The 22659-nt window shown below is 74.4% G+C and carries 20 protein-coding genes; 6 read left to right on the top strand and 14 right to left on the bottom strand.

Annotated features, from left to right (window positions below):
• Window positions 1–49: 49 nt before the first annotated feature.
• Entirely contained in the window at window positions 50–2269 is a 2220-nt protein-coding gene (gene fxsBH, locus ACF068_RS20800; protein ID WP_392275749.1) for a radical SAM/SPASM protein FxsBH, inactivated beta-hydroxylase extension form, read from the bottom strand.
• A 9-nt stretch (window positions 2270–2278) separates the two neighbouring features.
• A complete protein-coding gene (gene fxsA / locus ACF068_RS20795; protein WP_392275748.1) occupies window positions 2279–2443 on the bottom strand; it encodes an FxSxx-COOH cyclophane-containing RiPP peptide in 165 nt (54 codons plus the stop codon).
• Between the two features lie 230 nt (window positions 2444–2673).
• On the opposite strand from fxsA, the gene ACF068_RS20790 reads away from it, so the two are divergent.
• The gene (locus ACF068_RS20790) at window positions 2674–3576 is read left to right on the top strand and encodes a DUF4231 domain-containing protein (protein ID WP_392275747.1); all 903 of its coding nucleotides are present in this window, start codon (window positions 2674–2676) and stop codon (window positions 3574–3576) included.
• Window positions 3577–3679: 103 nt separating this feature from the next.
• Here ACF068_RS20790 and ACF068_RS20785 read toward each other — a convergent pair whose 3' ends face one another.
• From ACF068_RS20785 to ACF068_RS20775, 3 genes are all read right to left on the bottom strand, one after another.
• Window positions 3680–4183, bottom strand: coding sequence for a hypothetical protein (locus ACF068_RS20785; protein ID WP_392275746.1), 504 nt, complete (start codon window positions 4181–4183; stop codon window positions 3680–3682).
• Between the two features lie 136 nt (window positions 4184–4319).
• Complete coding sequence (locus ACF068_RS20780) at window positions 4320–5222, bottom strand: S1 family peptidase (protein WP_392275745.1); 903 nt, start codon at window positions 5220–5222, stop codon at window positions 4320–4322.
• A 543-nt stretch (window positions 5223–5765) separates the two neighbouring features.
• A complete protein-coding gene (locus ACF068_RS20775; protein ID WP_392275744.1) occupies window positions 5766–7070 on the bottom strand; it encodes a DUF5685 family protein in 1305 nt (434 codons plus the stop codon).
• Between the two features lie 287 nt (window positions 7071–7357).
• Between ACF068_RS20775 and ACF068_RS20770 the strand changes: the two genes are divergently transcribed.
• Window positions 7358–7792, top strand: coding sequence for a cell division protein SepF (locus ACF068_RS20770; RefSeq protein ID WP_392275743.1), 435 nt, complete (start codon window positions 7358–7360; stop codon window positions 7790–7792).
• Window positions 7793–7805: 13 nt separating this feature from the next.
• On the opposite strand, the gene ACF068_RS20765 is transcribed toward ACF068_RS20770, so the two are convergent.
• Window positions 7806–8996 (bottom strand): acyl-CoA dehydrogenase family protein, encoded by a 1191-nt coding sequence (locus ACF068_RS20765; RefSeq protein WP_392275742.1) that lies wholly within the window; start codon window positions 8994–8996, stop codon window positions 7806–7808.
• A gap of 173 nt (window positions 8997–9169) precedes the next feature.
• Window positions 9170–10858, bottom strand: coding sequence for an MFS transporter (locus ACF068_RS20760; RefSeq protein ID WP_392275741.1), 1689 nt, complete (start codon window positions 10856–10858; stop codon window positions 9170–9172).
• Between the two features lie 463 nt (window positions 10859–11321).
• On the opposite strand from ACF068_RS20760, the gene ACF068_RS20755 reads away from it, so the two are divergent.
• Complete coding sequence (locus tag ACF068_RS20755) at window positions 11322–12308, top strand: phosphatase PAP2 family protein (protein ID WP_392275740.1); 987 nt, start codon at window positions 11322–11324, stop codon at window positions 12306–12308.
• A gap of 104 nt (window positions 12309–12412) precedes the next feature.
• On the opposite strand, the gene ACF068_RS20750 is transcribed toward ACF068_RS20755, so the two are convergent.
• The 6 genes from ACF068_RS20750 to ACF068_RS20725 form a co-directional block, all read right to left on the bottom strand.
• Window positions 12413–12628, bottom strand: a complete 216-nt coding sequence (locus tag ACF068_RS20750; RefSeq protein ID WP_392275739.1) for an I78 family peptidase inhibitor — start codon at window positions 12626–12628, stop codon at window positions 12413–12415.
• Window positions 12629–12974: 346 nt separating this feature from the next.
• Window positions 12975–13940, bottom strand: a complete 966-nt coding sequence (locus tag ACF068_RS20745; RefSeq protein WP_392275738.1) for a helix-turn-helix transcriptional regulator — start codon at window positions 13938–13940, stop codon at window positions 12975–12977.
• Between the two features lie 97 nt (window positions 13941–14037).
• Window positions 14038–14847, bottom strand: coding sequence for a hypothetical protein (locus ACF068_RS20740; RefSeq protein WP_392275737.1), 810 nt, complete (start codon window positions 14845–14847; stop codon window positions 14038–14040).
• Window positions 14844–16127, bottom strand: a complete 1284-nt coding sequence (locus ACF068_RS20735) for a glycosyltransferase family 4 protein (protein WP_392275736.1) — start codon at window positions 16125–16127, stop codon at window positions 14844–14846. Before ACF068_RS20735 ends, ACF068_RS20740 begins: the two co-directional genes overlap by 4 nt.
• Window positions 16128–16238: 111 nt before the next feature.
• Window positions 16239–17552 (bottom strand): ABC transporter substrate-binding protein, encoded by a 1314-nt coding sequence (locus ACF068_RS20730; protein ID WP_392275735.1) that lies wholly within the window; start codon window positions 17550–17552, stop codon window positions 16239–16241.
• Complete coding sequence (locus tag ACF068_RS20725; RefSeq protein ID WP_392275734.1) at window positions 17527–18033, bottom strand: hypothetical protein; 507 nt, start codon at window positions 18031–18033, stop codon at window positions 17527–17529. Before ACF068_RS20725 ends, ACF068_RS20730 begins: the two co-directional genes overlap by 26 nt.
• A gap of 129 nt (window positions 18034–18162) precedes the next feature.
• Here ACF068_RS20725 and ACF068_RS20720 point away from each other — a divergent pair, with 129 nt between their 5' ends.
• Genes ACF068_RS20720 through ACF068_RS20710 form a run of 3 tightly spaced genes read left to right on the top strand, consistent with a single transcriptional unit; the run spans window position 18163 to window position 21915 of the window.
• A complete protein-coding gene (locus ACF068_RS20720; RefSeq protein WP_392275733.1) occupies window positions 18163–18603 on the top strand; it encodes a hypothetical protein in 441 nt (146 codons plus the stop codon).
• 7 nt (window positions 18604–18610) lie between these two features.
• Window positions 18611–21172, top strand: a complete 2562-nt coding sequence (locus ACF068_RS20715) for an ATP-binding cassette domain-containing protein (RefSeq protein ID WP_392275732.1) — start codon at window positions 18611–18613, stop codon at window positions 21170–21172.
• A complete protein-coding gene (locus tag ACF068_RS20710; protein ID WP_392275731.1) occupies window positions 21169–21915 on the top strand; it encodes an ATP-binding cassette domain-containing protein in 747 nt (248 codons plus the stop codon). The genes ACF068_RS20715 and ACF068_RS20710 overlap by 4 nt, the downstream gene beginning before the upstream one ends.
• On the opposite strand, the gene ACF068_RS20705 is transcribed toward ACF068_RS20710, so the two are convergent.
• Complete coding sequence (locus tag ACF068_RS20705; protein ID WP_392276051.1) at window positions 21818–22462, bottom strand: transglycosylase family protein; 645 nt, start codon at window positions 22460–22462, stop codon at window positions 21818–21820. The genes ACF068_RS20710 and ACF068_RS20705 overlap by 98 nt on opposite strands.
• Window positions 22463–22659: the final 197 nt, after the last annotated feature.

Here is a 22659-nt window from a genome sequence, read left to right as displayed (position 1 = left end):
GGCTTTGCTCGACCCCCATGACGTTCAGTCATTCACCGTTGCTTTTCGGTCATCCCTGCAACAGCATGCCGGACCGTTCCCTTGATCGGCACAGTTCCTTGCGCAGACCGGTGACCAGCAGTTTGCCGCTCACGGTGAGTTCCGCGGCGTTTTCCAGCAGGTCGAGGGCCCTTTCCGCATGATCGCCACCGGTTTCCCCGGAGGCCGGGAGGCCGGCCCGCTCGTAGGCCCCGGCGAGCAGTTCGGAGACCGGTACGGGCTCCTCCCGCCAGGGCGCCGGGTGCCGCCAGGCGCCGTCCAGGGCGTAGAGGTCCGTGACGTCGAGCAGCGCCCGCAGCTTGGCCCGCCGGAAGCCGCGCAGCAGGGCCCGCGCCAGCTCGGGGCCGTCCGCCGCGAGCGGCAGGCCCAGGGCCCCGTAGCCGTGCCGGCCCACGGACGGGCCGGTTCCGGTGACGGGCGTCAGGACGGTCAGGCTCGCGGCGGCCTCCCCGGCCTGTTCCGGTACGGCGTCCCGCAGCAGCGCCCAGGCGTCGTCCAGCCGCCCGGCCCACCCGGCCGCGTCGCCGGGCGCGAGCCGGCCGGCGACGGGGGCGTCGAAGACGTCGCGGTAGGGGTCGAGGTCGTCGAGCGCCGCGCCGTGCGGGCCCCGCCGCACCGGCCGCCAGCCGGCCGCCTCCTCCCCCGGTCGCTCGACGCGCAGTTCGCCGCCCCCGGCCGCCCGGACCACGAGCCCCCCGCCGGCCGCCCGCACCTCGGTGGCACCGGCCGCCAGGGGGCCGAGCGTCCCGAGGGTGGGCAGGTGCAGCGGGCCGCCCGGGTGGGCGATCCGGACCGGGACGTCGACCCGCCCCCGTACGGCGGCGGCGGCCACGTACCGCGCCAGTTCCCCCGCCCGGTCCGCCGCGCCGGGGCGTTCCTCGCGGAGGGCGTCCAGGCAGGCGAGGAGCCAGCCGCGCGTGTAGGGGTGGGCGAGCACCTCGTCGAGCCCGTCGGAGCACCGCTCGACGGCGCCGGCCCGTTCCCAGGCCTCGGCCCACGGCTCGCCGCCGCGCCCGTCGAGCTCGCTGTGCAGTTCGGCGAGCAGGACGCGGGTCAGGTCGTGCTGTTCGGCGACGAGCGCGCCCGGGTCGGCCACGGCGGGCGCCGCGGTGGTGGCGGCGGTGCGGTCCTCGATGCCGCGGACCAGCGCTTCGAGGTCGGCGCAGTAGACGGACGGGTTGTCGAAGCCGTTGTCCGCCCGGTAGCGGTGGGTGTAGAGGCCGCCGCCGCAGGAGCGGACGACGGGGCAGCGGCGGCAGGTCGCGCCGACGCCGGCGAGGCCGAGCTGGCGGACGCGCACGCCGGGGTGGGCGGCGACCTCGTCGAGGGTGTTGCGGAACACGTCGAACCCGGTGGCCGCGGCGCCCTCGTAGGCGCTCTTCAGGCTGTCGACCTGCTCCAGGGTGCCGTCGGTCTCGACGACCACGAGGTCGGTGGGGGCCAGGCCCAGGGATTCGGTGAGGCTCGGGCCCCCGCCGAGGGTCGACAGAATCGAGGCGAAGAGGCGTACGGGCACGGGCCTGCCCCGGTCGTTCCACCGGTCGAAGACGGCGAGGATCCACTCGGCGTACGCGGTGGGCGAGCCGTCCGGGCGGGGCGGCGGCTGCTCCCAGGTGGCGTGCGGGAGCAGGAAGTCGATGCGCGGCGGCGCGAGGGCGGTGAGCGCGTCGTACACGGCGACGGGATCGTTGGCCACGTCGATGGTGCAGAGCAGACCGAGGTCGAGGTGGCGGTAGCGGTCCTGGTGCAGCAGGTCGACGGCCCTGAGGACGAGGGGGTGGCTGCTGCGGCCGTCGGCGAAGCGGCGGTGGCGGTCGTTGGCCGCCTTGTCACCGTCGAGGGAGATGCCCACCTTCACGCCGTACTCGTCGAAGAGGTCGAGGTAGCGGGGGCTGAGCTGGAGGCCGTTGGTGTGGATCCGGAGGTCCAGGTCGGTGACCGGGGCGAGGGCGGCGGTCAGTTCCTCACAGACGCGCCTCAGACGCGCGGGCCCTGCCAGCAGAGGCTCCCCTCCGTGCAGGATCACTGACACGGAGGGCAGGGCATGTTTCTTGGCATGCTCGGCCAGTCGCAGAGCTGTCCAGGAAATGGCCTGGTCAGAGATTGCCTTGGGGCGGGTACGCCAGCTCTGATCAGCGTGTTCGTAGATATAGCAGTGGTCACACGCAAGATCACACCTGCTGTGGACCTTCAGGACGATCTCGCGGAATGGGACCAGGGGTCCAGTCATTCCGCCAGTTTAGAGCGCCGAGTTGAACGTCGGGACGCGCTCGGTACGGTCGCTCACGGACGGCAGGACCCGGCCGAGCTTCTTGGCGGCTGCCGCTCCGCGTACGTCGATCTCGGCGAGCGGCACACGATTCTTCTTCGCGACAGCGAAGGTTACTGCGGTGGGAAAGCTCACGACGGCCGTCCTAGGGGAGTGGGTCGGTTGGGGATAACCGCACCGTTGCAGTGTCGGCGGCACGACTTTACTCTCATGCCCACCTACAGCAAATCAGCGCAAGGGGTTGAAACAAAAGCGTTGCGCCAGTATTCACCGACCGGCCCGGAACAAGCCATTCCACCGAAAGAGTGAAGACAAAACCGCAGACGGGGGTGCGCATGACCGGGTTTCAGGGCCCACTGCACAGCATGGTCTTCCGAAACGCAGATCTGCCGGCACTGTTCCACCGGGCGGACGAGACAGCCATCGCCCGGCAGCGCGAAGCGGTGCAGGACACCCGCGCGCAGCTCTGGCTGCTGGTCCTGGGCGCCTGTCTGGCGGCGGTGCCCGGCGGCTGGCGCGTCGGGGGTACGTTCCAACTGGCGGCGGCGCTCAGCGCGTTGGCGTACGCGGGCGTACTCCTGGCGACATTACGGGCCTCACGGCGCCGCGCGTCGTCGCAATGGCAACTGAACCGATCCGCCGCCGAGTTCATCAAGTCGATGTGCTGGCGGTACGCCGTCCACGGCGCGCCCTTCGACGCCGATTTCCCCGATCCTGACGGGGAGTTCCTGTCCCGGCTGGAGGCCGGGCTCGGTGAACTGCGGAAGGTGGGCTGGGCCGACCCGCGGGCCTCGGCACCGGCCGACGACCGGACGGAGCTCATCACCCCGGCCATGCGGATGCTGCGCGACAAGCCCTTCCGCGTACGCAAGGAAACGTACGTGAGGGACCGTCTGATCGAGCAGCGGAACTGGTACCACAGGAAGACGGTGATGTCGCGGCGCGCCACCACGCTGTGGTCGGCGACCATCTCGGTGCTCACGGTCCTGGCCCTGTTCCTGGGGGTGCTGCGGACCTTCTCGGTGGGCGATTCGGCGGTGCCGGCGGGACTCCTGTCGGCCGCGGCGGCCGCGTGCGTCGCCTGGAGCGAGATCCGCCGCCACCAGCCGCTGATAGCGGCACACTCCCTGGTGGAGGAGGACCTGGCGGCGATGCACACGGCGATGGAGACGGTGATCGGCGAGGACCGGTGGGCGGCCGCGGTCTACGAGACCGAGCGCGTCGTCTCGCCGCAGCACACCGACTGGCTGGTCCAGCACCGCCGCTGACGCCCGGGCCGGGCGACGCGCCACCGGGTCCGGCGCGCCGCCTGATGGGCCCCGGGCGGTGGGCCGCCCGGTCCGGCGGGGCGGTGGGCGGGCGTCCGGCCAGTCAGGCGCGTTGGACGCCCGTGCGCCAGACGACGGTGACCGGCTTCCCGCGGGCGCGGGCGTAGCGGACGATGTCGCCGGTGCCGCCGAGGCCGCGGGCGGGGCGGCCGTCCCAGACGGCGATCAGCCGGTCGCACTGGTCGGCGATGTAGGTGCCGGCCGCGTAGTACGCCTCGTCGGTGGAGCGCGCGAAGTCCATCCTGACCTCGCGCGTGGCGCGCTTGCGGAGGCAGTGGTAGCGGGCGAGCTCGTCCGGGTCGGTGAAACCGTCCTCGTAGTCACCGCTGGGGATGACGACGGTCAGCTCGGCGCCGCAGTCGAGGGCGATGCCGGCGAAGATCTGGTCCGCCCCGGCCGCCAGGCTGGACAGCGCCTCCAGCGGGCCGCCGGGGCCACGGGCGGCGCGGCGGGCGGCGGCGTCGACCTCGGCGCGGACGACGGCACGCACGTGGGCGTCGAGCTCCTCGGGGATGTCCCTGTGACCGGTCACTCCGATGCGCTTCATCCGCCCCCGCTTCCCGAAGTCGGCCTCTGGCCGAGCGCCGTCACATCCTCTCAAATGCGGGCGCTTCCGGGCAGTGCGCCGGGCCCCCGGCCGGGACGTCCGGCCGGGGGCCCGGGTGGTGCCGGGTGGAGGACGGTCAGTAGACGCTGACGCCGTAGGCGCTCAGGGCCTCGGTGACCGGCTGGAAGAAGGTCGTCCCGCCGGAGGAGCAGTTGCCGCTGCCGCCGGAGGTGAGACCGATGGCGCGGCTGCCGGAGTAGAGCGGGCCACCGCTGTCGCCGGGCTCGGCGCACACGTTCGTGCGGATCATGCCGTAGACGATGTCGCCGCCGCCGTAGTTGACCGTGGCGTTCAGGCCGGTGACGGACCCGCTGTGGGTGCCGGTCGTGGAGCCGCGTCGGGTCACCGACATGCCGACGGTGGCGTTGGCGGCGCTGGTGATGTCGACGCTGCCGACGGTGCCGGACTTGGTGACGGTGCTATTGGTGTAGCGGACGATCCCGTAGTCGTTGGTGGGGAAGCTGGACCCGGAGGTCGAGCCGAGGACCGTGGTGCGACCGGAGTTGGAGTACCAGGTGCCCGCACCGTCGGTGCAGTGACCGGCGGTCAGGAAGTAGTAGGCGCCCGCGCCGTCGCGGACGTTGAAGCCGAGCGAGCAGCGCCAGCTGCTGGCGTAGATGGCGTCGCCGCCGGAGATCAGCTTGGTGAACCTGCCGGGCGTGCGCTCGATCTTCAGGGCACCGGCGTTGGCCCCGGCCTGGCGCTTGATCCTGGCGATCTCGGCCGGTGACACGGTCGAGTCGACGGTGACGACCAGTTTGTCGGTGGCCTGGTCGACGTGCCATGCGGTGCCCGGTACGTCGGCCGCCAGGACGGCCGAGCCGGCGGCGGACAGCTCGGCGGCGCTGAAGGACTGCGCGGATTCGGCGTTCGCGGCGGGGACCGCGAGGGTGGCGGCGGCGGCGAGACCGGTGGCGACGGCGAGCAGACGGGGGCGTCTGGCTATGCCGCTGCGGGGGGTGGTGCGCTTGATCCTCACTTGTCGTTCCTCCAGAGGGGAATCGGGGGCCCGCCGTGGGGGGTCGGGCCCGTGAGGCGCAGTCAGACTCCGTCTCGGGCTCGGTCACCTCCGGGACGCCATGGCGTGCGCCTTCGGTTCACTCACCCTTTCCGGTGGTGTCCGGGTTCCGGACACGCCGTGCTCCTGACAAGCGCTGCTTGGGGGAGTATTCGCATGGTCAACCACCGGCACAAGGGTGTGTTTCGGCCGTGCCGTACCGGGGGCGTGGCGAGGCGGACGGCGGGGCCCGCCCGCCCCCGGACGCCGGGCGGGCGGGCGTGTGCACCGGGCGGGCGGGCGTGTGCACCGGCGGACGAACGGCAGCTCGGCGCGGGGGCCGAGGCCGCGACCCGGCCCGCCGCCGCCTCGCCGGACCGCGGCCGCCGCTCCCCCGCCGCCGTCGGCGCGCGCGGCGGCGGGGGCCGCCGTCCTCGTCCTGGCAGACGTCCGGGGCGTCCGGAATTCGCCCCTCCGGGTGATGCCTGAGCCTGGAGGGGTGCACCCGGCGTCCCTTACGGACCGTCAGCAGCCGTCACAGGGGCAGCAGCAGTCGCAGCCGCCGGGGTTGCAGTCGCAGTCGCGGCAGCAGCCCTCGCGCTTCTTGCGGGACCAGGGCCCCTCGTACTCCTTGGCGCAGCACATCTGGCAGGTGCAGAAGAGCCAGGTGAAGGCGGCGCAGCCGGCCAGGAGGCCGCGGGGCTTGGGGCGCGACGGCCCGCCGTCCCCGGGCCCGCCGAAGGGCGGCATCCCGCCGCCGTAACCGCCGCCGTGGCCGCCGTGACCGCCGCCGGGGCCTCCGGGTCCCCCGTGGCCGTGCGGGCCGCCGGGCTGCGCGCCGTAGGGGTTCTGACCGCCGTACGGGTTCTGGCCCCCGTAGGGGCCCTGGCCGCCGTACGGGTTCTGGCCGCCGTACGGCCCCGGGGCGCCGCCCTGGTGCGGGGGGTTACCGCCGTACCCCTGGTGCGAGCAGCTCGTCGTGCCGAACGCCCGGTCCACGGACTGCCGCAGCTCGTGCGCGAGCAGGACGTGCAGCAGCTTGTCGTCCACGAAGTCCGCGTCGCGCAGCGCGAGCCGGATGCCGTGCAGCGCGTCGTCCGCGAGCCGCCGCGCCTCGGCGAGCGGCGTCCCGGTCGCGGTGAGCGGGTTCCAGGCGCCCGAGGCCGCGTCGGCCTCCCGGTCCTCCACGGCGTCCAGCAGGTGCGCCAGGCGCCCGAAGAGCCGGCCCGCCTCGGCCAGGGGGGCCACGTTCTGCGGCTTGCCGGCCAGGACCGCGGTGTGCGCGAAGGCCGCCGCGGTGGCCGTCTCGGTCGGCTCGGTGACCGTCAGCAGGGATGTTCCGGGACCGGCCAGCGACTCGATGCCGGTCTGCCGGTCCACCGCGTCGACCAGGACGGCCGTGTCGAAGCCCAGCTCGCGGCCGGCCCGGGCGCCCGCCCTGTCCCAGCCGAGCGCGACCCGGCGGGCGGCGGCGGCCATCGGACGGCGCGCCAGCAGCCCGTCCCGGTCGGCGACATGGTCCCGTACCTTGGCCGAGGCCAGCACCAGGGAGACGGCGGCGGCGAGCCGCGCCCCCTCGCCCCGCGCGACGGGTGCCGTGCGCATGGCGCGCAGCGGGCACGGCCCGGCGGTGCGCCGCGCGTCGGCGGAGCGCTGCGTCTGAGCCTCCGTCAGGACGGAGACGATGAGGCCGTCGTAGTTGGTGGCGACCCGCGCGAACTGCCCGTGGTCGGCCCGAAGTGCCAGGCAGAGCCCGCAGAGATGGGCCATCCACTCGGTCTTCAGCCCGTCGCTGAGCCGGTGGGTGCACGGTCTGACGATCCCGAACATGGTGTTCCCCCGTGAGGTGTGCGAAGTGCGGCGGGCATCGTACCGAGCCCGGTTCGTTCACCCGTACGTCCGCACGCTCACCCGTACGGCCCGAACGTCGTATTTACGTTCCGCCGCCCCTTTCTCAGGGGCCGTACACCCGGGGAACCTTGACGAATCGCCACATCTTCTGCACCAGTAGCGTCACGAATCGCTCGCGCGGTGACTGTCCACTTGGCGCGCGATCCGCATGATGGACGACCATAGGGATAGCGGAACCACAAGTGACCGCGCGAAAGGAGGCGTCCATGGGATCGGTGCGCAAGGCGAGTGCATGGCTCGGCCTCGTCGAGGACAACGACGAGCGCTACTACGACGACGAGTACGCCGAGGGTGACCGCAGCAGCGACTCCTGGGTGACCGACCCGCGGGTGCGGGTCGCCTCCGAGACCGCCCAGGAGGAGGGCCGCCGCATCGCCACGGTGTCCCCGGACGGCTTCCGGGACGCCCGCAGCATCGGCGAGCTCTTCCGGGACGGCGTCCCGGTCATCATGAACCTCACCTCCATGGAGCCCGCCGACGCCAAGCGCGTGGTCGACTTCGCGGCCGGCCTGACCTTCGGTCTGCGCGGGTCGATCGAGCGCGTGGCGACCCGGGTCTTCCTGCTGACGCCCGCGGACACGCAGATCGTCAACGGAGAGCCCGGGACGCACACCCAGGACGGTTTTTTCAACCAGAGCTGACGGGCAGGGCCGCTTACCGGAACGCGTCGAGACCGGTGAGCGCCTTGCCCAGCACGAGCTGGTGCATTTCCACGGTGCCCTCGTAGGTGAGCACCGATTCCAGGTTGGTGGCGTGCCGCATGACGGGGTATTCGAGCGAGATCCCGTTGGCGCCGAGGATCGTCCGCGAGGTGCGGCAGATCTCGATGGCCTCGCGCACGTTGTTGAGCTTGCCGAAGCTGACCTGCTCGGGGCGGAGCCTGCCGGCGTCGAGCCGCCGCCCGAGGTGGTGGGCGAGCAGGATGCCCTTGTGCAGCTCCAGCGCCATGTCGGCGAGCTTGGCCTGGGTGAGCTGGAAGCCGCCGATGGGCCTGCCGAACTGCTCGCGCGTCCTCGCGTACGCCAGGGCCGCCTCGAACGAGGAGCGCGCGGCGCCCATGGCGCCCCAGACGATTCCGTAGCGGGCGTGGCTCAGGCAGCTGAGCGGCCCCTTGAGACCGGTGACCCCGGGCAGCACCGCGTCGGCGGGCAGCCGTACGTCGTCCAGGACGAGTTCGCTGGTGACGCTGGCGCGCAGCGACCACTTGTGCTTGATCTCGGGGGCCGAGAAGCCGGGGGCGTCCGTCGGTACGGCGAAGCCGCGGACGCCCTCGTCGGTCTGCGCCCAGACGACGGCGACCCCGGCCACCGAGCCGTTGGTGATCCACATCTTGCGGCCGTTGAGGATCCAGTCGGTGCCGTCCTTCTTGGCGTGCGTGCGCATCGCGGCCGGGTCGGAGCCGATGTCCGGCTCGGTGAGGCCGAAGCAGCCGATGGTCTCCCCCGCCGCCATGGACGGCAGCCAGTGCCGCTTCTGCTCTTCGGAGCCGAACCGGTGGATCGCGTACATGGCGAGCGAGCCCTGGACGGAGACCAGGGAGCGGATGCCGGAGTCGGCGGCCTCCAGTTCGAGGCAGGCCAGTCCGTACTGGACGGCGCTCGCGCCCGCGCAACCGTAGCCCTCCAGCGACATGCCGAGCGCGCCGATCGAGCCGAGCTCCCGGGCCAGCTCGCGGATGACGGGCAGCTCACCCTTCTCGTACCACTCGGCGATGTGCGGCAGGACGCGGTCGGCGGCCCAGGTGCGGACGGTGTCGCGGACGGCGAGGTCGTCGGGTCCGAGCAGGTCGTCCAGGCCGAGGGGGTCCCCGGCGTCGAACGGCGGGAGCTTCGCGGGTGCGGACATGGCGGGACCTCCGGGCGGCACGGGGCGACGAGGCTAAAACTAGCGGTGTTAGTTACGCTGCGCCGCCGACGTTACGACGCCGGATGCCACGCGTCCAGAGCCGGTGGCGGGCGCCACACCGGCAGTGTGCCCTAGGGGGTGTCTCGCCGATCAGGCCGGGATCGCGACACCCCCTATGCGCCCGGCCCGCTCGCGCGTCCCGACCTGACGGGCTCCGCCGGCTCGCGGCGCGCGGGAACGCGGGCCATCGGGGCGGGGTCCGCGAGGGTCCCGCCGTCCGCCTCCGGCCAGGGGTCGCCGGCGCCCAGCCGGACGTCGGGGTCCGCCTGGCACTCCATCACGCGCGGCAGCCGCACCGCCATCAGCGCGCCGAGCAGCAGCAGCCCGGCGCTGACCACCAGCGTGACGTGCAGCCCGTGCACGAACGCGTGCCGTGCGGCCGTGCGCAGCGCGTCGCCCGCCGGGCCGCCGAGCCGGGCGGCGACCTGGTAGGCCTCGCCCAGCGAGTTGGCGGCGGCGGAGCCGGCCGGGGCGGGGACGCCCGGAACGTGCGCCAGGCCGGGCGCGTAGGCGGCGTTCATGACGCTGCCGAGCAGGGCGATGCCCATGCCGGCGCCGAGCTGGTAGGAGGTCTCGCCGATCGCGGCGGCCCCGCCCGCGCTGTGCGCCGGGGCCTCGCTGAGCATCGACTCGTACGCCCCGAACAGAGTGGTCTGGAGGCCGAAGCCGAGCAGGACGAAGCCCGCGGTGAGCAGCAGCGGGCGGTCGTGCTGGCCCATCAGCACGAGCAGCAGGACGGCCCCGGCGGTGAGGACGAAGCCCCAGCCGACCATCCGGCGCGGGCCGATCCGGCGCAGGGTGGACGAGCCGGTGGCGCCGGCGGCCATGGCGGCGAAGGTGAGCGGCAGCAGCCGCAGCCCGGTCTCCAGCGGGGTGAGCTCCAGGACGAGCTGGAGGTACTGGACGGCGATCAGCTCCAGGCCGACCAGCGCGAGCATGGCGAGGACGATGCAGCCGACGGAGGTGGTGAAGGCGGCGCGGGCGAACATCCGCATGTCGATGAGCGGGTGCGCGCGGCGCTTCTGCCGCCGGACGAAGAGGACCAGCAGGGTGGCGCCGACCAGCAGGGGCACGGCCGTCCCGGGGGTCGCCAGACCGCCGCCGGCGCCCGCCCGCTTGACGCCGAGGACCACGCCGAGCACTCCGGCCGCCGCCATGAGCGCGCCCAGCACGTCCCAGGGGCCCTGGCCCCGGCCCCGGGACTCCGGCAGCAGCCAGCGGCCCAGCGGCAGGATAAGCGCCATGAGCGGGATGTTTATGAGGAAGACCGAGCCCCACCAGAAGTGCTCGACCAGGAAGCCGCCGAGGACCGGGCCGGTCGCGGCGCCGACGGCCGCGACGGCGGTCCATATGCCGATCGCGGTGGCGCGTTCGCGCCGGTCGGGGAAGACCGCGCGGAGGATGGAGAGGGTGGCGGGCATGATCATCGCCCCGCCGACGCCGAGCAGCGCGCGGGCGGCGATGAGTACGGCCGGGGTGTCGGCGCAGGCCGCGACCGCGGAGGCGACGCCGAACAGCCCGTACCCCGCCAGCAGGACCCGCCGCCGCCCGACCCGGTCGCCGAGCGTGCCGAACAGGATCAGCAGCGAGGCGCACACCAGGGGGTAGGCGTCGACGATCCACAGCAGCGCGGTGGCGCTGGGGCGGAGGTCCTCGGTGACGGCGGGGACGGCGACGTGGAGGACGGTGGCGTCGAGCGCGACCAGCAGCAGGCTGACGCAGAGGACGACGAGGACGACCCAGCGGTTGGCACCGCCACCGGTGGCACGCAGCCGCGCTCCGGCCGTGGTCGTCACGGACATGTACGTACCTCCCACAGACCACAGATGATTCCCTCGCGCTCGGTGGGCACCGGCCGGAGGGGGGACGTCCTCCCGGGGGCCCGGCATCGACGGGCGAGTGAGCCGCCAGCGTACGCGAGTCCTGCCGGGTGACGCGTGGTCCACCTCTCACCGGGGCAGACGCGGCCGTGTGGCGTACGCCACTCCGGCGGGCCCGCCAGGGGCGGCGCCGGCCGCGTACCAGAGGTGGGGACCCGGCGGCGGGGAGGAGTGAATTCGGTCCCCGGCCACCCCCGGCCAATTCCCGTGGCACACAAAGCCGCTTCCGTGCGGAGGCCCTGTGGCAATAGGGCCTCCCCGGCCCCCGAGGTTTATGGATAAGCAAGGGATAAACGTCCGGCTGAGACGTACTCCACATCACATCGTCATCACGAAGAGAGCGGATGGGCGTGGGCCGACACTCACTCCCTGTAACGTCGATTGGGTGCGTACCGACATCTTTGCCCGTCTGGACCGGGAGCCGGAACCGCCGAAGATTGAGATCCCGCGGATGAGCCGCACCCGTCTCGCCCTCTTCGGCGGGACGTCGGCGTTCTACCTCGCCATCGTGGTGGCCGTGCTCGTCTCGTCGTGGCTGGTGACCCTCGACTGGAAGGTCATGCTCTTCCGGCCGTATCAGCAGTGGCCGGAGCTGCACGCGACGCTGGACTACTTCGTGGTGCTGGGCCAGCGCGGCCCGACGGCCGTCATGGTGGCGGCCTGGCTCGGCTGGCGTTCCTGGCGGCAGCACACGCTCCGCCCGCTGCTGGCGCTGGGCGCCGCGCTGCTGGCGCTGAACGTCACCGTGGGCGCGGTCAAACTCGGTCTGGGCCGGCTCGGCCCCCACTACGCGACCAGGATCGGCTCCCCGGAGCTGTTCGCCGGCGGCGATATATTCCCTTCCGGGCACACCGCCAACGCGGTGGTGACCTGGGGCATCCTGGCGTACCTCGCCACCACGCCCCGGGCCAGGCGCTATCTGTCGGCCCTGTCCGCCGTGGTCGCCCTGGGCGTCGGCCTGACCACCGTCTACCTCGGTACGCACTGGCTGAGCGACGTCCTGCTCGGCTGGGCCGCCGGTCTGCTGATCCTGCTCGGACTGCCCTGGTGCGAGCCGCTGATCGCCCGCGCCGAGGCGCTCGTCCTCGGGGCGCGCGACCAGCTCCTGGCCGGCCGCCGGCGGGTGCCGTCGCTGCCCGTCGCGGCGGGCGGGCCCCGGCCGGCGATGTACCAGCAGAAGCGGCCGGCCGGCGCGGAGGACGAACCGGCGCGCGAGCCGGTCGCCGCGGCGGGCGCCGTCGGCCGCCCGGCGCCGGTCAGGACCACGCTCACCCAGCCCCGTCCCCACACGGTGGTGCGTTCGGAGCGGACGCCGGTCACCCCGGCGGGCAGCCGCAGACCGCCGCGCTCCCGGCCGGTGACGGGCGGCTGAGGACGACCCGACGGACCCGACGACGTACGACGAGGGCCCCGGCCGTGACGGCCGGGGCCCTCGTCGTACGTCGTGTGCGCGGGCGGGCGGACGGGTGACCGGGGTCAGCCGACCCAGCAGCGCGTCACGGTGTCGCCGTCGACCTCGAAGTTGATCCGGCCCGCCACGTACTCCAGGGTGATGATCGAGCCGGGAGGCAGGGACCGCACCGTGGTCCAGCCGCGTGAGCGGGCGAGCCGTTCGGCGTCGCGCCCGCCGAGGCCGACGTAGGACTCGGGGGTGTCGTCGGGCTGTCGGGGAGAGCTCGGAATCGGTGCCATGCCCTTCACCGTAGGGGGCGGCGGACAGTGACGGAAGCCGGGCCGGGCAGATCGACCCACCATCCTCACGTACCTCGGCGGTCACGCTTGTGTCACAGGATCACGACATGTGTTCTGTAAGGACGCCTTCCCTCCGGAGGGACTCACAGGCCGCCGCGGAGGGGGTTGTCACCGGAATTCCGCGGGTCTCCCCCGGACTTCCCGCACCTTCGTACGAGCGAATTCCCCGGCTGCGGAAAAACGCTTCGGCATATCGTCACGAGAATTGTGGCGGCACACGCCTTTCACGGGTTCCCCGCACCATTCCCACATCGCGCCGACACCGCGCCGGAACACCTTGTTCCGGTTAGGCGGAGCGGTCCAGCGCCCGTGCGAGACGGTCCCGGACGTCCCTGATGCGGTCGTTCAGCTCCACCGGCTCGACCACCTCGAACTCCAGTCCCATGAGCACGATGTGGATCACCAGGACATCCAGCGCGGCGGCGCCGGTGCGCAGCAGGCAGGTCGACTCGCCCTCCGCCTCCAGGACGCCGTCCATCGGTCCCACCACCCGGGCGGCCTCCTCGGCCGGGACGTGGAGGCGGACCACGGCCCGTGCCGCGTACACCCGGCTGGCCACGCCCTCGGAGACGTAGGCCGCCAGGTCCTCCGCGGGCGGCGTCCGGGGCGCGAAGCGCGGTCCGTGGGGCGGCTTCGGGAGGATCCGGTCCGCCCGGAACGTCCGCCAGTCCGAGCGGTCCACGTCCCAGGCGACCAGGTACCAGCGGCGCTCGGTGCACACCAGCCGGTGCGGCTCGACCGTGCGGCGGGTGGCCGAGCCCCCGTGGTCGCGGTACTCGAAGCGCAGCCGCTCGCCGTCCCGGCAGGCCGTCGCGAGCTCGGTGAGCACCGAGGGGTCCACCGGGGACTCGGCCGCCCGCAGCATGGGCACCGTGAAGGTGGTCAGCGCGCTGATCCGGCGCCGCAGCCGGTCGGGCAGCACCTGCTCCAGCTTGGCCAGCGCGCCCACCGACGTCTCGCCCACGCCCTCGATGCCGCTGCCCGCCGCCGTGCGCAGCCCGACGGCGACCGCGACGGCCTCGTCGTCGTCCAGGAGCAGCGGGGGCAGCGCGGCCCCCGCGCCGAGCTGGTAGCCGCCGCCGGTGCCGGGGCTGGCGTTGACGGGGTAGCCGAGCTCCCGCAGCCGGTCGACGTCACGCCGCACCGTGCGCGGCGTGACGCCCAGGCGCTGCGCGAGGTCGGCGCCGGACCAATCGCGGTGGGCCTGGAGCAGGGACAGCAGGCGCAGCAGTCGTGCCGAGGTCTCCAACATGGTCGGGAGTCTGCCAGCCGTCGCGGACAGCCACGGTCCTCGATCGGGCTTTCGGCGGATCGCTCGACCGTGCCACGGCCCGGCCTCGGGCCGTGCGCTACGGAGTGATCCGTACGCAGAGGTCGTTGTCCGTGGTGTAGCAGGGCGCGGCCGTGTAGCCCTCGCCCCGGTGCACCGGGTAGACGAAGACGTTCTTCCGGTCCCAGACGTCGTCCAGGAGGCGGGAGATCCGCACCGGCTCCGCGTCCGCCGCGGGCCGCAGCCACAGCTCCCACAGCCGCTCCGCCGTGACCGGCCGCTCGACCAGCGTGTCGTACGCCAGGGTGAAGGCGAACGCGCCGCCCTCCTCCGCCTCGGCCGGCACCCGGTGGACCGTGCCGCCCAGCCGGGCCTCGACCACCGCCCCGGCACCGGCACGGGCCCCGTACAGGGTCCCCTCGACGGTGCACACGCCCTCGCCGAGGACGACGTCCCCGGCCTCGGCGTGCGGCGCCCGCACCCAGCTCCGCACGACCAGCCGGCCGTCCGCCGTGGGGTACGGCAGGCGCACGGACACCCCGCCCTCCCCGTCGGGCACCCGGTCCACCAGCGCCCGCAGGTCCCGGACGCCCGGCTCGACCGGCCGCCCGTCGAGGTACACGTCCCAGCGGCCCTCGGCGAGCTCCATGGTGCTGGGCAGCACCGCCCGCACATGGCCGCCGCCCGGGCCCTCGCCCGCCGGGGTGAGCGGCAGCCGGGCCTCGTCCGACGGACCGGAACCGCCGCGCCGGCGCAGCACCAGCACCGGCTCGGCCGCCTCGACGACCGCTATGTCGAACGTGATGCCGCCCGCGGAGTCCGCGACGCAGTCGGCACGCGGCGCGGCGCCCGGGACGGGGGCCGGGGCCGGGTTGGTGGCGTCGCTCATGCGGACTTCCCCTTCCGGATCACATCGGCGGCCTTGTACCGCGCGGAGTAGGCCGCGTCCAGGACCGCCCCGCGGGTGCGGTGCAGCGCGTCCCGGAGCGTGCCGCGCGAGCGGCCGTTGGTGCCGCCGGCGACGAGTTCGGCGAAGAGCGCCTCGTGGCGTTCGGCGATCCGGGCCGGGTCGAAGCGCTCCGAGGCGGCGAGGGCGGCCTGCCCGGTGCGACGCCGGAGGTCGTCGTCCTGGATGAGGGCGAGCAGCGCGTCGGCGATCGCGTCCACGTCGCCGACCGGTACGAGCCGCCCGTCGACGCCGTCCTCGATGATCTCCCCCGGGCCGTGCGGGCAGTCGGTGGAGACCACCGGCAGGCCGCAGCGCATCGCCTCGACGATGGTCATGCCGAAGGATTCGAGGCGGGAGGTGACGGCGGCGATGGAGCCCTTGACCCACTCGGGCTCCAGCGGGTTGGCCGTGCCCATCAGGAAGACGTGGTTGTGCAGTCCCCGCGACGCGATGAGGGAGCGCAGCGCGTCGCGTTCGTTGCCGGTGGCGTCACCGGAGCCGTAGATGCGCAGCCGCCAGTCGGGGCGGGCGGCGACCACCTTGGCGAAGGCCTCGACGAGCAGGTCGTACCGCTTCACCCGGGTCAGCCGGCCGGCCGCGACGACCCACTTGGCGGACGTGTCGGCGGGCTCGACGGCGGGCGCCGGCACGCTGTTGGGCACGGACTCGACGCGTACGCCGGGGAGCTTGAGCCGGGTGCGGTACGCGCGGGCGTCGGCCTCGGTGACGGTGGTGACGGCGTCGAGCAGGGCGTAGCGGTGACCGATCTCGCGGCGCAGCCGGTAGCCGTGGCTGTCCAGGGTCAGGTGCTCCTGCCCGACACGGACGGGGCCGCGGCGGGCCTGGCGGGCGATGTGGACGTTGAGCCCGGGGCGGGTGCCGACCACCACATCGGCCTGAAGGCCCTTCAGATGGGCGGCGATCCGGTCGTCGGTGAGGCGGCTGTACTGCTTCCAGCGCCCGTCCCCGCGGGGGAAGACCTTGGCGGGCTTCGTGTAGTCGGGGTGCGCGCCGTCGTAGGTGGGGCTGTTCTTGCGCAGGTCGACCAGGTGCTTCATGGTCACGCCGGCGGGGGCGCCGAGCGTGGGCTCCTCGCGGTGGCGGAAGACGGACACGATCTCGACGTCGTGCCGCTCGGCCAGGATCCGGGCGAGGTTGAACGTCGTACGGATCGTGCCGCCGATGCCGTACGCGTTGTGCAGCAGGAAAGAGATATGCATCGCGTCGCCGCGTCCCCCTGGTCCGGACGGGCCCGGGGTCCGGTCCGGTCCGATGGTCTCTGGATTGGTCGTCAAAGGTGGACTGTACTTGGCTTTCCCCGGCCGGGGCGGTCAGGGCCGGTAAGGGAGCTGGGGCACGGTGGCGCAGTTGCGGTACATGTCGCCGCCCTGGGTCACCCAGCCGCGCCCGTCCTGCCAACGGGCGACCGACAGGCAGGTGTGACGGGTCGTCGGCGGCTCGGGGAGCCGCTCGAAGCGGACGGGCAGGAGCAGTCCCCGGGCGGTGTACGGCTCCGCCCGGTTCACGAACCGCTCGACGCACGCGCGCGTGAGCCCCGCCGGCGCGCAGGACGTCGCGGCGTCGGTGAACCACATGGCGGCGGCCCAGCCCTCCAGCGCCCACTGGGAGAGGGGCCTGCCCTTCATGGCGTCGCGGAACTCCCGTACGGCGGGGTCGGCCCTCTCGTCGTGGTTGCGGCTGGCGCCGGTCACCCACAGGGCGTTGCGGCAGCGGGGAGCGTCCTTGAAGTCCCGTGGAACGGCCTGGTTCCAGTTCTGGACGTTGGTGACCTTGGCGGTGACGGTGGCGCCGACGGCGTCCATGGCCGCGCACAACTGGGCGTTGCCGTGGGTGTCGAGGGCGTCGAAGACGAGGTCGACGTCCTGTTCGCGGAGGTCGGCGGCGACGGCCCGGTAGTTGGGGAGGGCGAAGTCGACCTGTTCGGTGACGACCCGGTAGCCCTCCTTCCGCAGGCCGTCGGTGACCAGCCGGGCGTACGCGGCGGACGCGGCCTGGTTGTAGGACACGACGGCCGCGGTGCGGGCGCCGAGCTCGTGCCGGAACCAGCGGTAGACCTCGGTGCCGCCGGTCAGCACGCCGTTCCAGCCGGGCTCGTCGCCGGTGCGCGGCGCGGAGCTGCCGTAGATGCCGTACAGGTGGGGGTAGGTGTCGTAGGCGGGGCCGAGCGGCTGGCCGCCGATGTCGGGGACGCCGGCCCGGGACACGCGCGCGGCGCCCGCGTAGTCGAGGGCGGTGGTGGCGACCAGGGCGAAGACGTGCTTCCGGTCGACGAGTTCGTGCACGCACTGGTTGTTGCCGATGCCGCTGCCGCCGTCGTCGCAGGTGATGGCCTCGACGCGGCGCCCGCCGATGCCGCCGCGGGCGTTGAGGGCGGCGAAGTACGCCAGCGCCCCGTCGCGCGGGCCCGTGAGGGCGCCGCCGCCGACGGGGCTGGTGGCCCCGGTGATGAGGCCGATCCTGATCGGTTCGCCGGCGCCGGTGGTGGGCGCGGGCGGCCGTGCGGTGAAATCGCTCTCGGGGAGGCGGCTGCCGCAGGCGGCGCTCAGCAGTGCGGTGACCAGGAGGGTGACCAGCAGGAGCGCCGCCGTCGGCGGGCGGTCAGCAACCCGGCACGGCTGTCGCATCGGGGCTGAGTTTCACCAGCGCGCACAGCGTCTTCGCCGACACCTTCCAGGTGTCCTGCTGGTGCACGGAGGAGCCCTTGGAGTCGGGCAGGGCCGGGGTGCCGCCGACCAGCAGGTCGTAGGTGACCTCGGCCTGGGTGGCGGAGGTGAAGGTGATCCCCTTGACCTTCGCCGACGTCTGCGCGGCCTGCGGGTTGCCGGCGAACGCCTCCAGCACGGGCCGCATGCGGTCGCCGTTCTCCAGCAGCTTCGTCTTCTGCTCGACCGGTGTCGCGGGGTCGAAGAAGGCGACCCAGTTCTTCTGGATCTCCTGGCGGGCCGCGGCCGGGTCGGCCGGCTGGTCCTGTCCCTGGGTCGCGGTCGCGGTGGGGGTGGCGGACTGCTGGGTCCCCCCGCCGTTGTCGTCGTCGCCGCAGCCCGCGACGACCGGGAGCAGCACCAGAGCCGCCATGGCGGCCAGTGCCGCCGTCCGGGTACGCATGCCGCCGTGCCTCGTGTGGCTCGTGTGGACCATCTGGCTCACCGCCGGGTTCCGGGGTCTGTGCCTTCTTGGGCCTTCTTGGGCATAGTGCAAGGAATCGCCATACATCGCCAGCCGGAGGATCGCGGTATGCCGTCGTCGCGGGTGCTGTGGTGGGGCGGGGCCGTGGCCGCCGCCACCGGCGCGGTGCTGTGCGTGCTGGGCTGGTACGGCGTGTCCGGCGAGCGCTTCGTGGAGCGGCAGCTCCCGTATGTGGCGTCCTGCACGGTGCCGGGGGCGGCGCTGCTGGTCGCGGGGGCGGTCCTGCTGGCGGGAGCGCCGCTGTGGCGGGCGCCCGGGGAACGGGCGCCGGCGAGGGGCCCCGCGGGTCCGGACGACCCGGGAGCGGGGGCCTCGGGGGCGGACGCTGCGGGCGCGGACCGGCCGTCCTCCGGTGCCCCGCCGGTCCGGGTGCCGGGCGGGACGCTGGCGCACCGCCCGGACTGCCCGCTGGTGGCGGGCAAGCCGGACGCGGTGCCGGCCGGGGACGCGGCGCTGGACCCCTGCCCGGTGTGCGAGCCCGGAAGCTGACGGCCCGGTGGCCTCGCTGACGTACGAACTCGTCCTGGCCGGGCTGGCGGTCGGCAGCGCGGCCGCCCTGACCGGTATCGGACTGGTCGTCACCTACCGGGCGACGGGCGTGCTCAACCTCGCGCACGGCGCGGTCGCCATGGTCTGCGCGTATGTGCTGCGGCAACTGGTGGTGGAGTGGGCCTGGCCGCTGCCGCTCGCCGCGTGCGTGACGCTGCTGGTGGTGGCGCCCGGCATCGGGCTGGTGCTGGACCGGGCGGTGTTCCGCCCGGCGGCGGTGCTGGACCTGGACCCCGCGCGGACCCTGGTGGCGTCGATCGGCGTGTTCGTGCTGCTCGTCGGGGGCGCCGCGCTGGTGTGGGGCGAGGGCGCGCGGGCGGACGCGCCGGTGCTGCTGGGCGACGACCCGTGGGCGCAGCTCGCCGTGGTGCTGCTGGTGGCCGGTGCGGTGGGGGCGGTGACCCGGTGGACGCGGCTGGGGCGCGAGCTGCGGGCGGTGGTGGACGACCGGGAGCTCGCGGTGCTGAGCGGCATCGACGCGGACCGGGTGTCGGCGGCCGGGTGGGCGTTCGGGTCCTGCACGGCGGGGCTGACGGGCGTGCTGCTGGCACCGTACGTCCGGCTCGACCCGTACGGGCTGCCGCTGCTGGTCGTGGAGGTGATCGCGGTCGCGGTGGCCGCCCGGATGCGGAGCCTGCCGGTGGCGGTGGTGACGGCGCTGGCCATCGGGGTCGCCCAGGCCCAGCTCACCCGCCTCCACCCGGTGGGCTGGGCCGGCCCGCTGGTCCAGGCGGTCGCCACGAACCTGTTCGTGGTCGCCCTGCTGGTCGCCGCACTGGTGCTGCCGGGAGTGGGGGCGCGGGACGCCCTGCCGCGCACGTCGACGGCGGGGGCCCGGGTACCGGCCGGGCTGTGGGCGGCGGCGGGGGTGCTGTTCCTGCTGCCGCTGGGCCTCGCCGGGGCCGACCTCCAGACGGCGGTCCAGGTGCCCGCGCTGGCGGTCGTCCTGCTGTCCCTCGTCGTGGTCACCGGCCGGGGCGGGCAGATCTCGCTGGGCCAGGCCGCGTACGCGGGCCTGGGCGCCCTGTTCACCGCGCTGCTCGCGGCCGGCCGCTTCCCGGGCCTGCCCCCACTCCCGGAACCCACCGCGCTCCTGGTGGCCGTCGTGCTGGTCGCCCCGCTGGGCCTGCTCACCGGGTGGCCGGCGATCCGCCGCCACGGCCTGGCGCTGGCGCTGGCGACGCTGGCGGTCGGGGTGGGTGTCAGCCGGTTCGTGTTCGCCCAGCCGTACGCCACGGCGGGCCTGTCGCTGTCACGGCCGGCCGGCCTGGCGTCGGACCGCGCGTACTACGCCGTGGAACTGGGCGTCCTGGTGGCCGCGCTGCTGCTGGTCGCGGCCCTGCGCCGGGGCCGTACGGGCAGGGCGCTGGCCGCCCTGCGCGACCACGAGGCGGGGGCGGAGGCGTCCGGCGTGCCGGTGGCCGCCCTGAAGGTCGTCGCGTTCGTCGCGGGCGCTGCCCTGGCGGCGCTGGGCGGCGGGCTGCTCGGCATGGGCGTCCAGGCCTTCGACCCGGCCGCCTTCGACCCGGTGCGGGGCCTGCTGTGGTTCGCCGCGGTCCTGGTCCTGGGCGCCGACAGCCTCCTGACGCCCCTGGCGGCCGCGGCGCTCCTGGTCGGGCTCGACGCGGGCGCCCGGGGCGGCGCCGCGGCGGCCGTGATCGGCCTGCTGGCCGCCTTCACCGCCCGCGTACCCCCTCTCGCCTCCCTGCTCCCCTCCCCCGCCCGCGCCGCCGCTCGCGCGCACGGCCGCACGGCACCGCCCCACCCCGCGCCGTCCCCCGCCCGCTCCCCCGTCCCCGCCGGCACCGCCCCGAGCGCCCACCCGCCCCGCACCGCCCGCACCGCCGGCCGGGCCCGCACCGCACCGCCCGTCCTGGAGGCGCACCACCTCACCCTCCGCTACGCCGGGGCCACCGCCCTGGACCGGGTCGACCTCCGGGTGGCGCCCGGCAGGGTGACCGCTCTCGTGGGGCCCAACGGGGCCGGGAAGAGCAGCCTGTTCCACTGCCTGGCCGGTACGGCCCGTCCCGCCTCCGGGCGCGTCACCCTGGAGGGGACCGACATCACCGCGCGGCCCGCGCACGCCCGTACCCGGCTCGGGATCGCCCGCACGTTCCAGGAGCTGGCCGTGTTCCCGTCCCTGACCGTCGAGGAGAACGTACGGATCGGCGCCGAGCGGGGCCGCGTGCGGGACGATCCGTACGCCGTCGAGGGCGCCCTGCGCCTCCTCGGCCTGACCGGCGTCCGCCACCTGCCCGCCGCCGGGCTGTCGACGGGCGCGCTGCGCCGGGTGGAGGTCGCCCGCGCCCTCGCCGGACGGCCGCACACGCTGCTGCTGGACGAGCCCGCCGCCGGGCTGGACGCGGACGAGACCGCCGCGCTCGCCCGGGTGCTCAAGGCCCTCGCTGCGGACGGGACGGCCGTGCTGGTCGTCGAGCACGACCTGGACCTGGTCGCGGACGTCGCGCACACCGTGCACGTCATGGAGGCGGGGCGGATCGTGTCATGAGCGTCGAGATCGCGCTGCGCGCCGCCCGGGTGCGCTACGGCCCCCTGGAGGCACTGCACGGGATCGACCTGCCGGTCCCGTCCGGCACCGTGACCGTGCTCCTGGGCCGCAACGGCGCGGGCCGGACGAGCGTGCTGCGCGCCCTCGCCGGCACGGTGCCGCTGAGCGCCGGGCGGGTGCTGTGGCGGGACGCGGACGTGACCCGGCTGCGCGCCCACCGGCGGGCGCACCGCGGCCTGTGCTTCGTGCCGGACCGGCGTGCCCTGTACCCCACGCTCACGGTGGCCGAGAACCTCGGGCTCGGCGCTCCGGACGGCGGCTTCGGGGCCGCCCTCGACGCGTACCCCGAGCTCGGCCCGCTCCTGCCGCGGCCCGCCGGCACGCTGTCCGGCGGTGAGCGGCGGATGCTGGCGCTGTCCCGCGCCCTGCTGACGCCCGCGCGCGTCGTCCTCGTCGACGAGCCGGCCCTCGGCATGTCGCCCGCCGTCGCGGCCCGGACCTACCGGTTGCTGGCCGGCCTGTGCGGCCGGCGGGGCGCGGCGGTGGTGGTGGCCGAGCAGCGCCCGCCGGCGGGGCTGCCGGCCGGGACGCTGGCGCACGAACTGCGGCGCGGCACGCTGTCCTTCAGCGGCGAGCTGACCGAGTTCACTTCCCGCGCGGCGGCACGGGACGCGGAACGGGCGGAACGCCAGCCGGAGGGACGGCCACCGCCGGAGGGACGGCCGCCCTCGGGGCGGGCCTGAGGCCCGGCAGGCCGAGCATCATCCCCGGCCGGATGCGGTTCGGGTCGGCGCCCACGATCTTGGTGTTGGCCTTGTACAGCGCGTTCCAGCCGCCCGGGACCTTGAACCGCCGGGCGACGGAGGTCAGGGTGTCGCCCGGCTGGACGGTGTGGGCGCGGCCGGCCAGCCCGTACTTCTTGGAGCAGGTCGGCCAGGCGCCCCAGCCCTGCCAGCGCAGGACCTCCTCGGCGACGGTGATCTGCTGCCGCCGGGTGGCCAGGTCGGCACGGCGGGCGTGGGCGCGGCCGCCGTAGGTCTCCCAGGTGGACTGCTTGAACTGGAGTCCGCCGTAGTAGCCGTTGCCGGTGTTGAGGTGCCAGCGGCCGCCGCTCTCGCACTCCGCGACGCAGCCCCACGGCCACTGGTCGGCGGCGCAGCCGGCGGTGGGCACGGGCCGGGCCCTCGGGCCGGGGGCGGGCGGGGGCGGGTGGGCACCCGGTGCGGCGGGCGCCACGGCCGCGGCCGCGCCTGTCGTACCCCACACGAGCAGCAGTACGCCGGGCAGCATGGCCGGCCACGAGCGGATCTTCGGCATCGGGCCACGCTAGGCAGGGTGCCGGCGTGCGGGGCCGCCGCCGCGCGGGCCGCCGGGGAAGACCCACCCGGTCGGCCGACGCGCCGAGGAGCGGACCGACCCGTGACCCCGGAAGCAGATCAACCGTTGAACCCTTCATGAGACGAGCCGGGAACCGCCCGGCATCGCAC

Origin of the sequence: Streptomyces sp. NPDC016309, assembly GCF_043077235.1 — a bacterium.
Classification (GTDB): Bacteria; Actinomycetota; Actinomycetes; order Streptomycetales; family Streptomycetaceae; genus Streptomyces.
The sequence above is the reverse complement of the archived record's forward strand: the minus strand, read 5'-3'. Positions and strand labels throughout refer to the sequence as shown.

Coding starts and splice junctions, on each gene's coding strand:
- fxsBH (WP_392275749.1), bottom strand. CDS start 2,269: ATGACTGGACCCCTGGTCCCATTCCGCGAGATCGTCCTGAAGGTCCAC.
- ACF068_RS20790 (WP_392275747.1), top strand. CDS start 2,674: ATGGTCTTCCGAAACGCAGATCTGCCGGCACTGTTCCACCGGGCGGAC.
- ACF068_RS20785 (WP_392275746.1), bottom strand. CDS start 4,183: ATGAAGCGCATCGGAGTGACCGGTCACAGGGACATCCCCGAGGAGCTC.
- ACF068_RS20775 (WP_392275744.1), bottom strand. CDS start 7,070: ATGTTCGGGATCGTCAGACCGTGCACCCACCGGCTCAGCGACGGGCTG.
- ACF068_RS20770 (WP_392275743.1), top strand. CDS start 7,358: ATGGGATCGGTGCGCAAGGCGAGTGCATGGCTCGGCCTCGTCGAGGAC.
- ACF068_RS20765 (WP_392275742.1), bottom strand. CDS start 8,996: ATGTCCGCACCCGCGAAGCTCCCGCCGTTCGACGCCGGGGACCCCCTC.
- ACF068_RS20760 (WP_392275741.1), bottom strand. CDS start 10,858: ATGTCCGTGACGACCACGGCCGGAGCGCGGCTGCGTGCCACCGGTGGC.
- ACF068_RS20750 (WP_392275739.1), bottom strand. CDS start 12,628: ATGGCACCGATTCCGAGCTCTCCCCGACAGCCCGACGACACCCCCGAG.
- ACF068_RS20745 (WP_392275738.1), bottom strand. CDS start 13,940: ATGTTGGAGACCTCGGCACGACTGCTGCGCCTGCTGTCCCTGCTCCAG.
- ACF068_RS20740 (WP_392275737.1), bottom strand. CDS start 14,847: ATGAGCGACGCCACCAACCCGGCCCCGGCCCCCGTCCCGGGCGCCGCG.
- ACF068_RS20735 (WP_392275736.1), bottom strand. CDS start 16,127: ATGCATATCTCTTTCCTGCTGCACAACGCGTACGGCATCGGCGGCACG.
- ACF068_RS20730 (WP_392275735.1), bottom strand. CDS start 17,552: ATGCGACAGCCGTGCCGGGTTGCTGACCGCCCGCCGACGGCGGCGCTC.
- ACF068_RS20725 (WP_392275734.1), bottom strand. CDS start 18,033: ATGCGTACCCGGACGGCGGCACTGGCCGCCATGGCGGCTCTGGTGCTG.
- ACF068_RS20720 (WP_392275733.1), top strand. CDS start 18,163: ATGCCGTCGTCGCGGGTGCTGTGGTGGGGCGGGGCCGTGGCCGCCGCC.
- ACF068_RS20710 (WP_392275731.1), top strand. CDS start 21,169: ATGAGCGTCGAGATCGCGCTGCGCGCCGCCCGGGTGCGCTACGGCCCC.
- ACF068_RS20705 (WP_392276051.1), bottom strand. CDS start 22,462: ATGCTGCCCGGCGTACTGCTGCTCGTGTGGGGTACGACAGGCGCGGCC.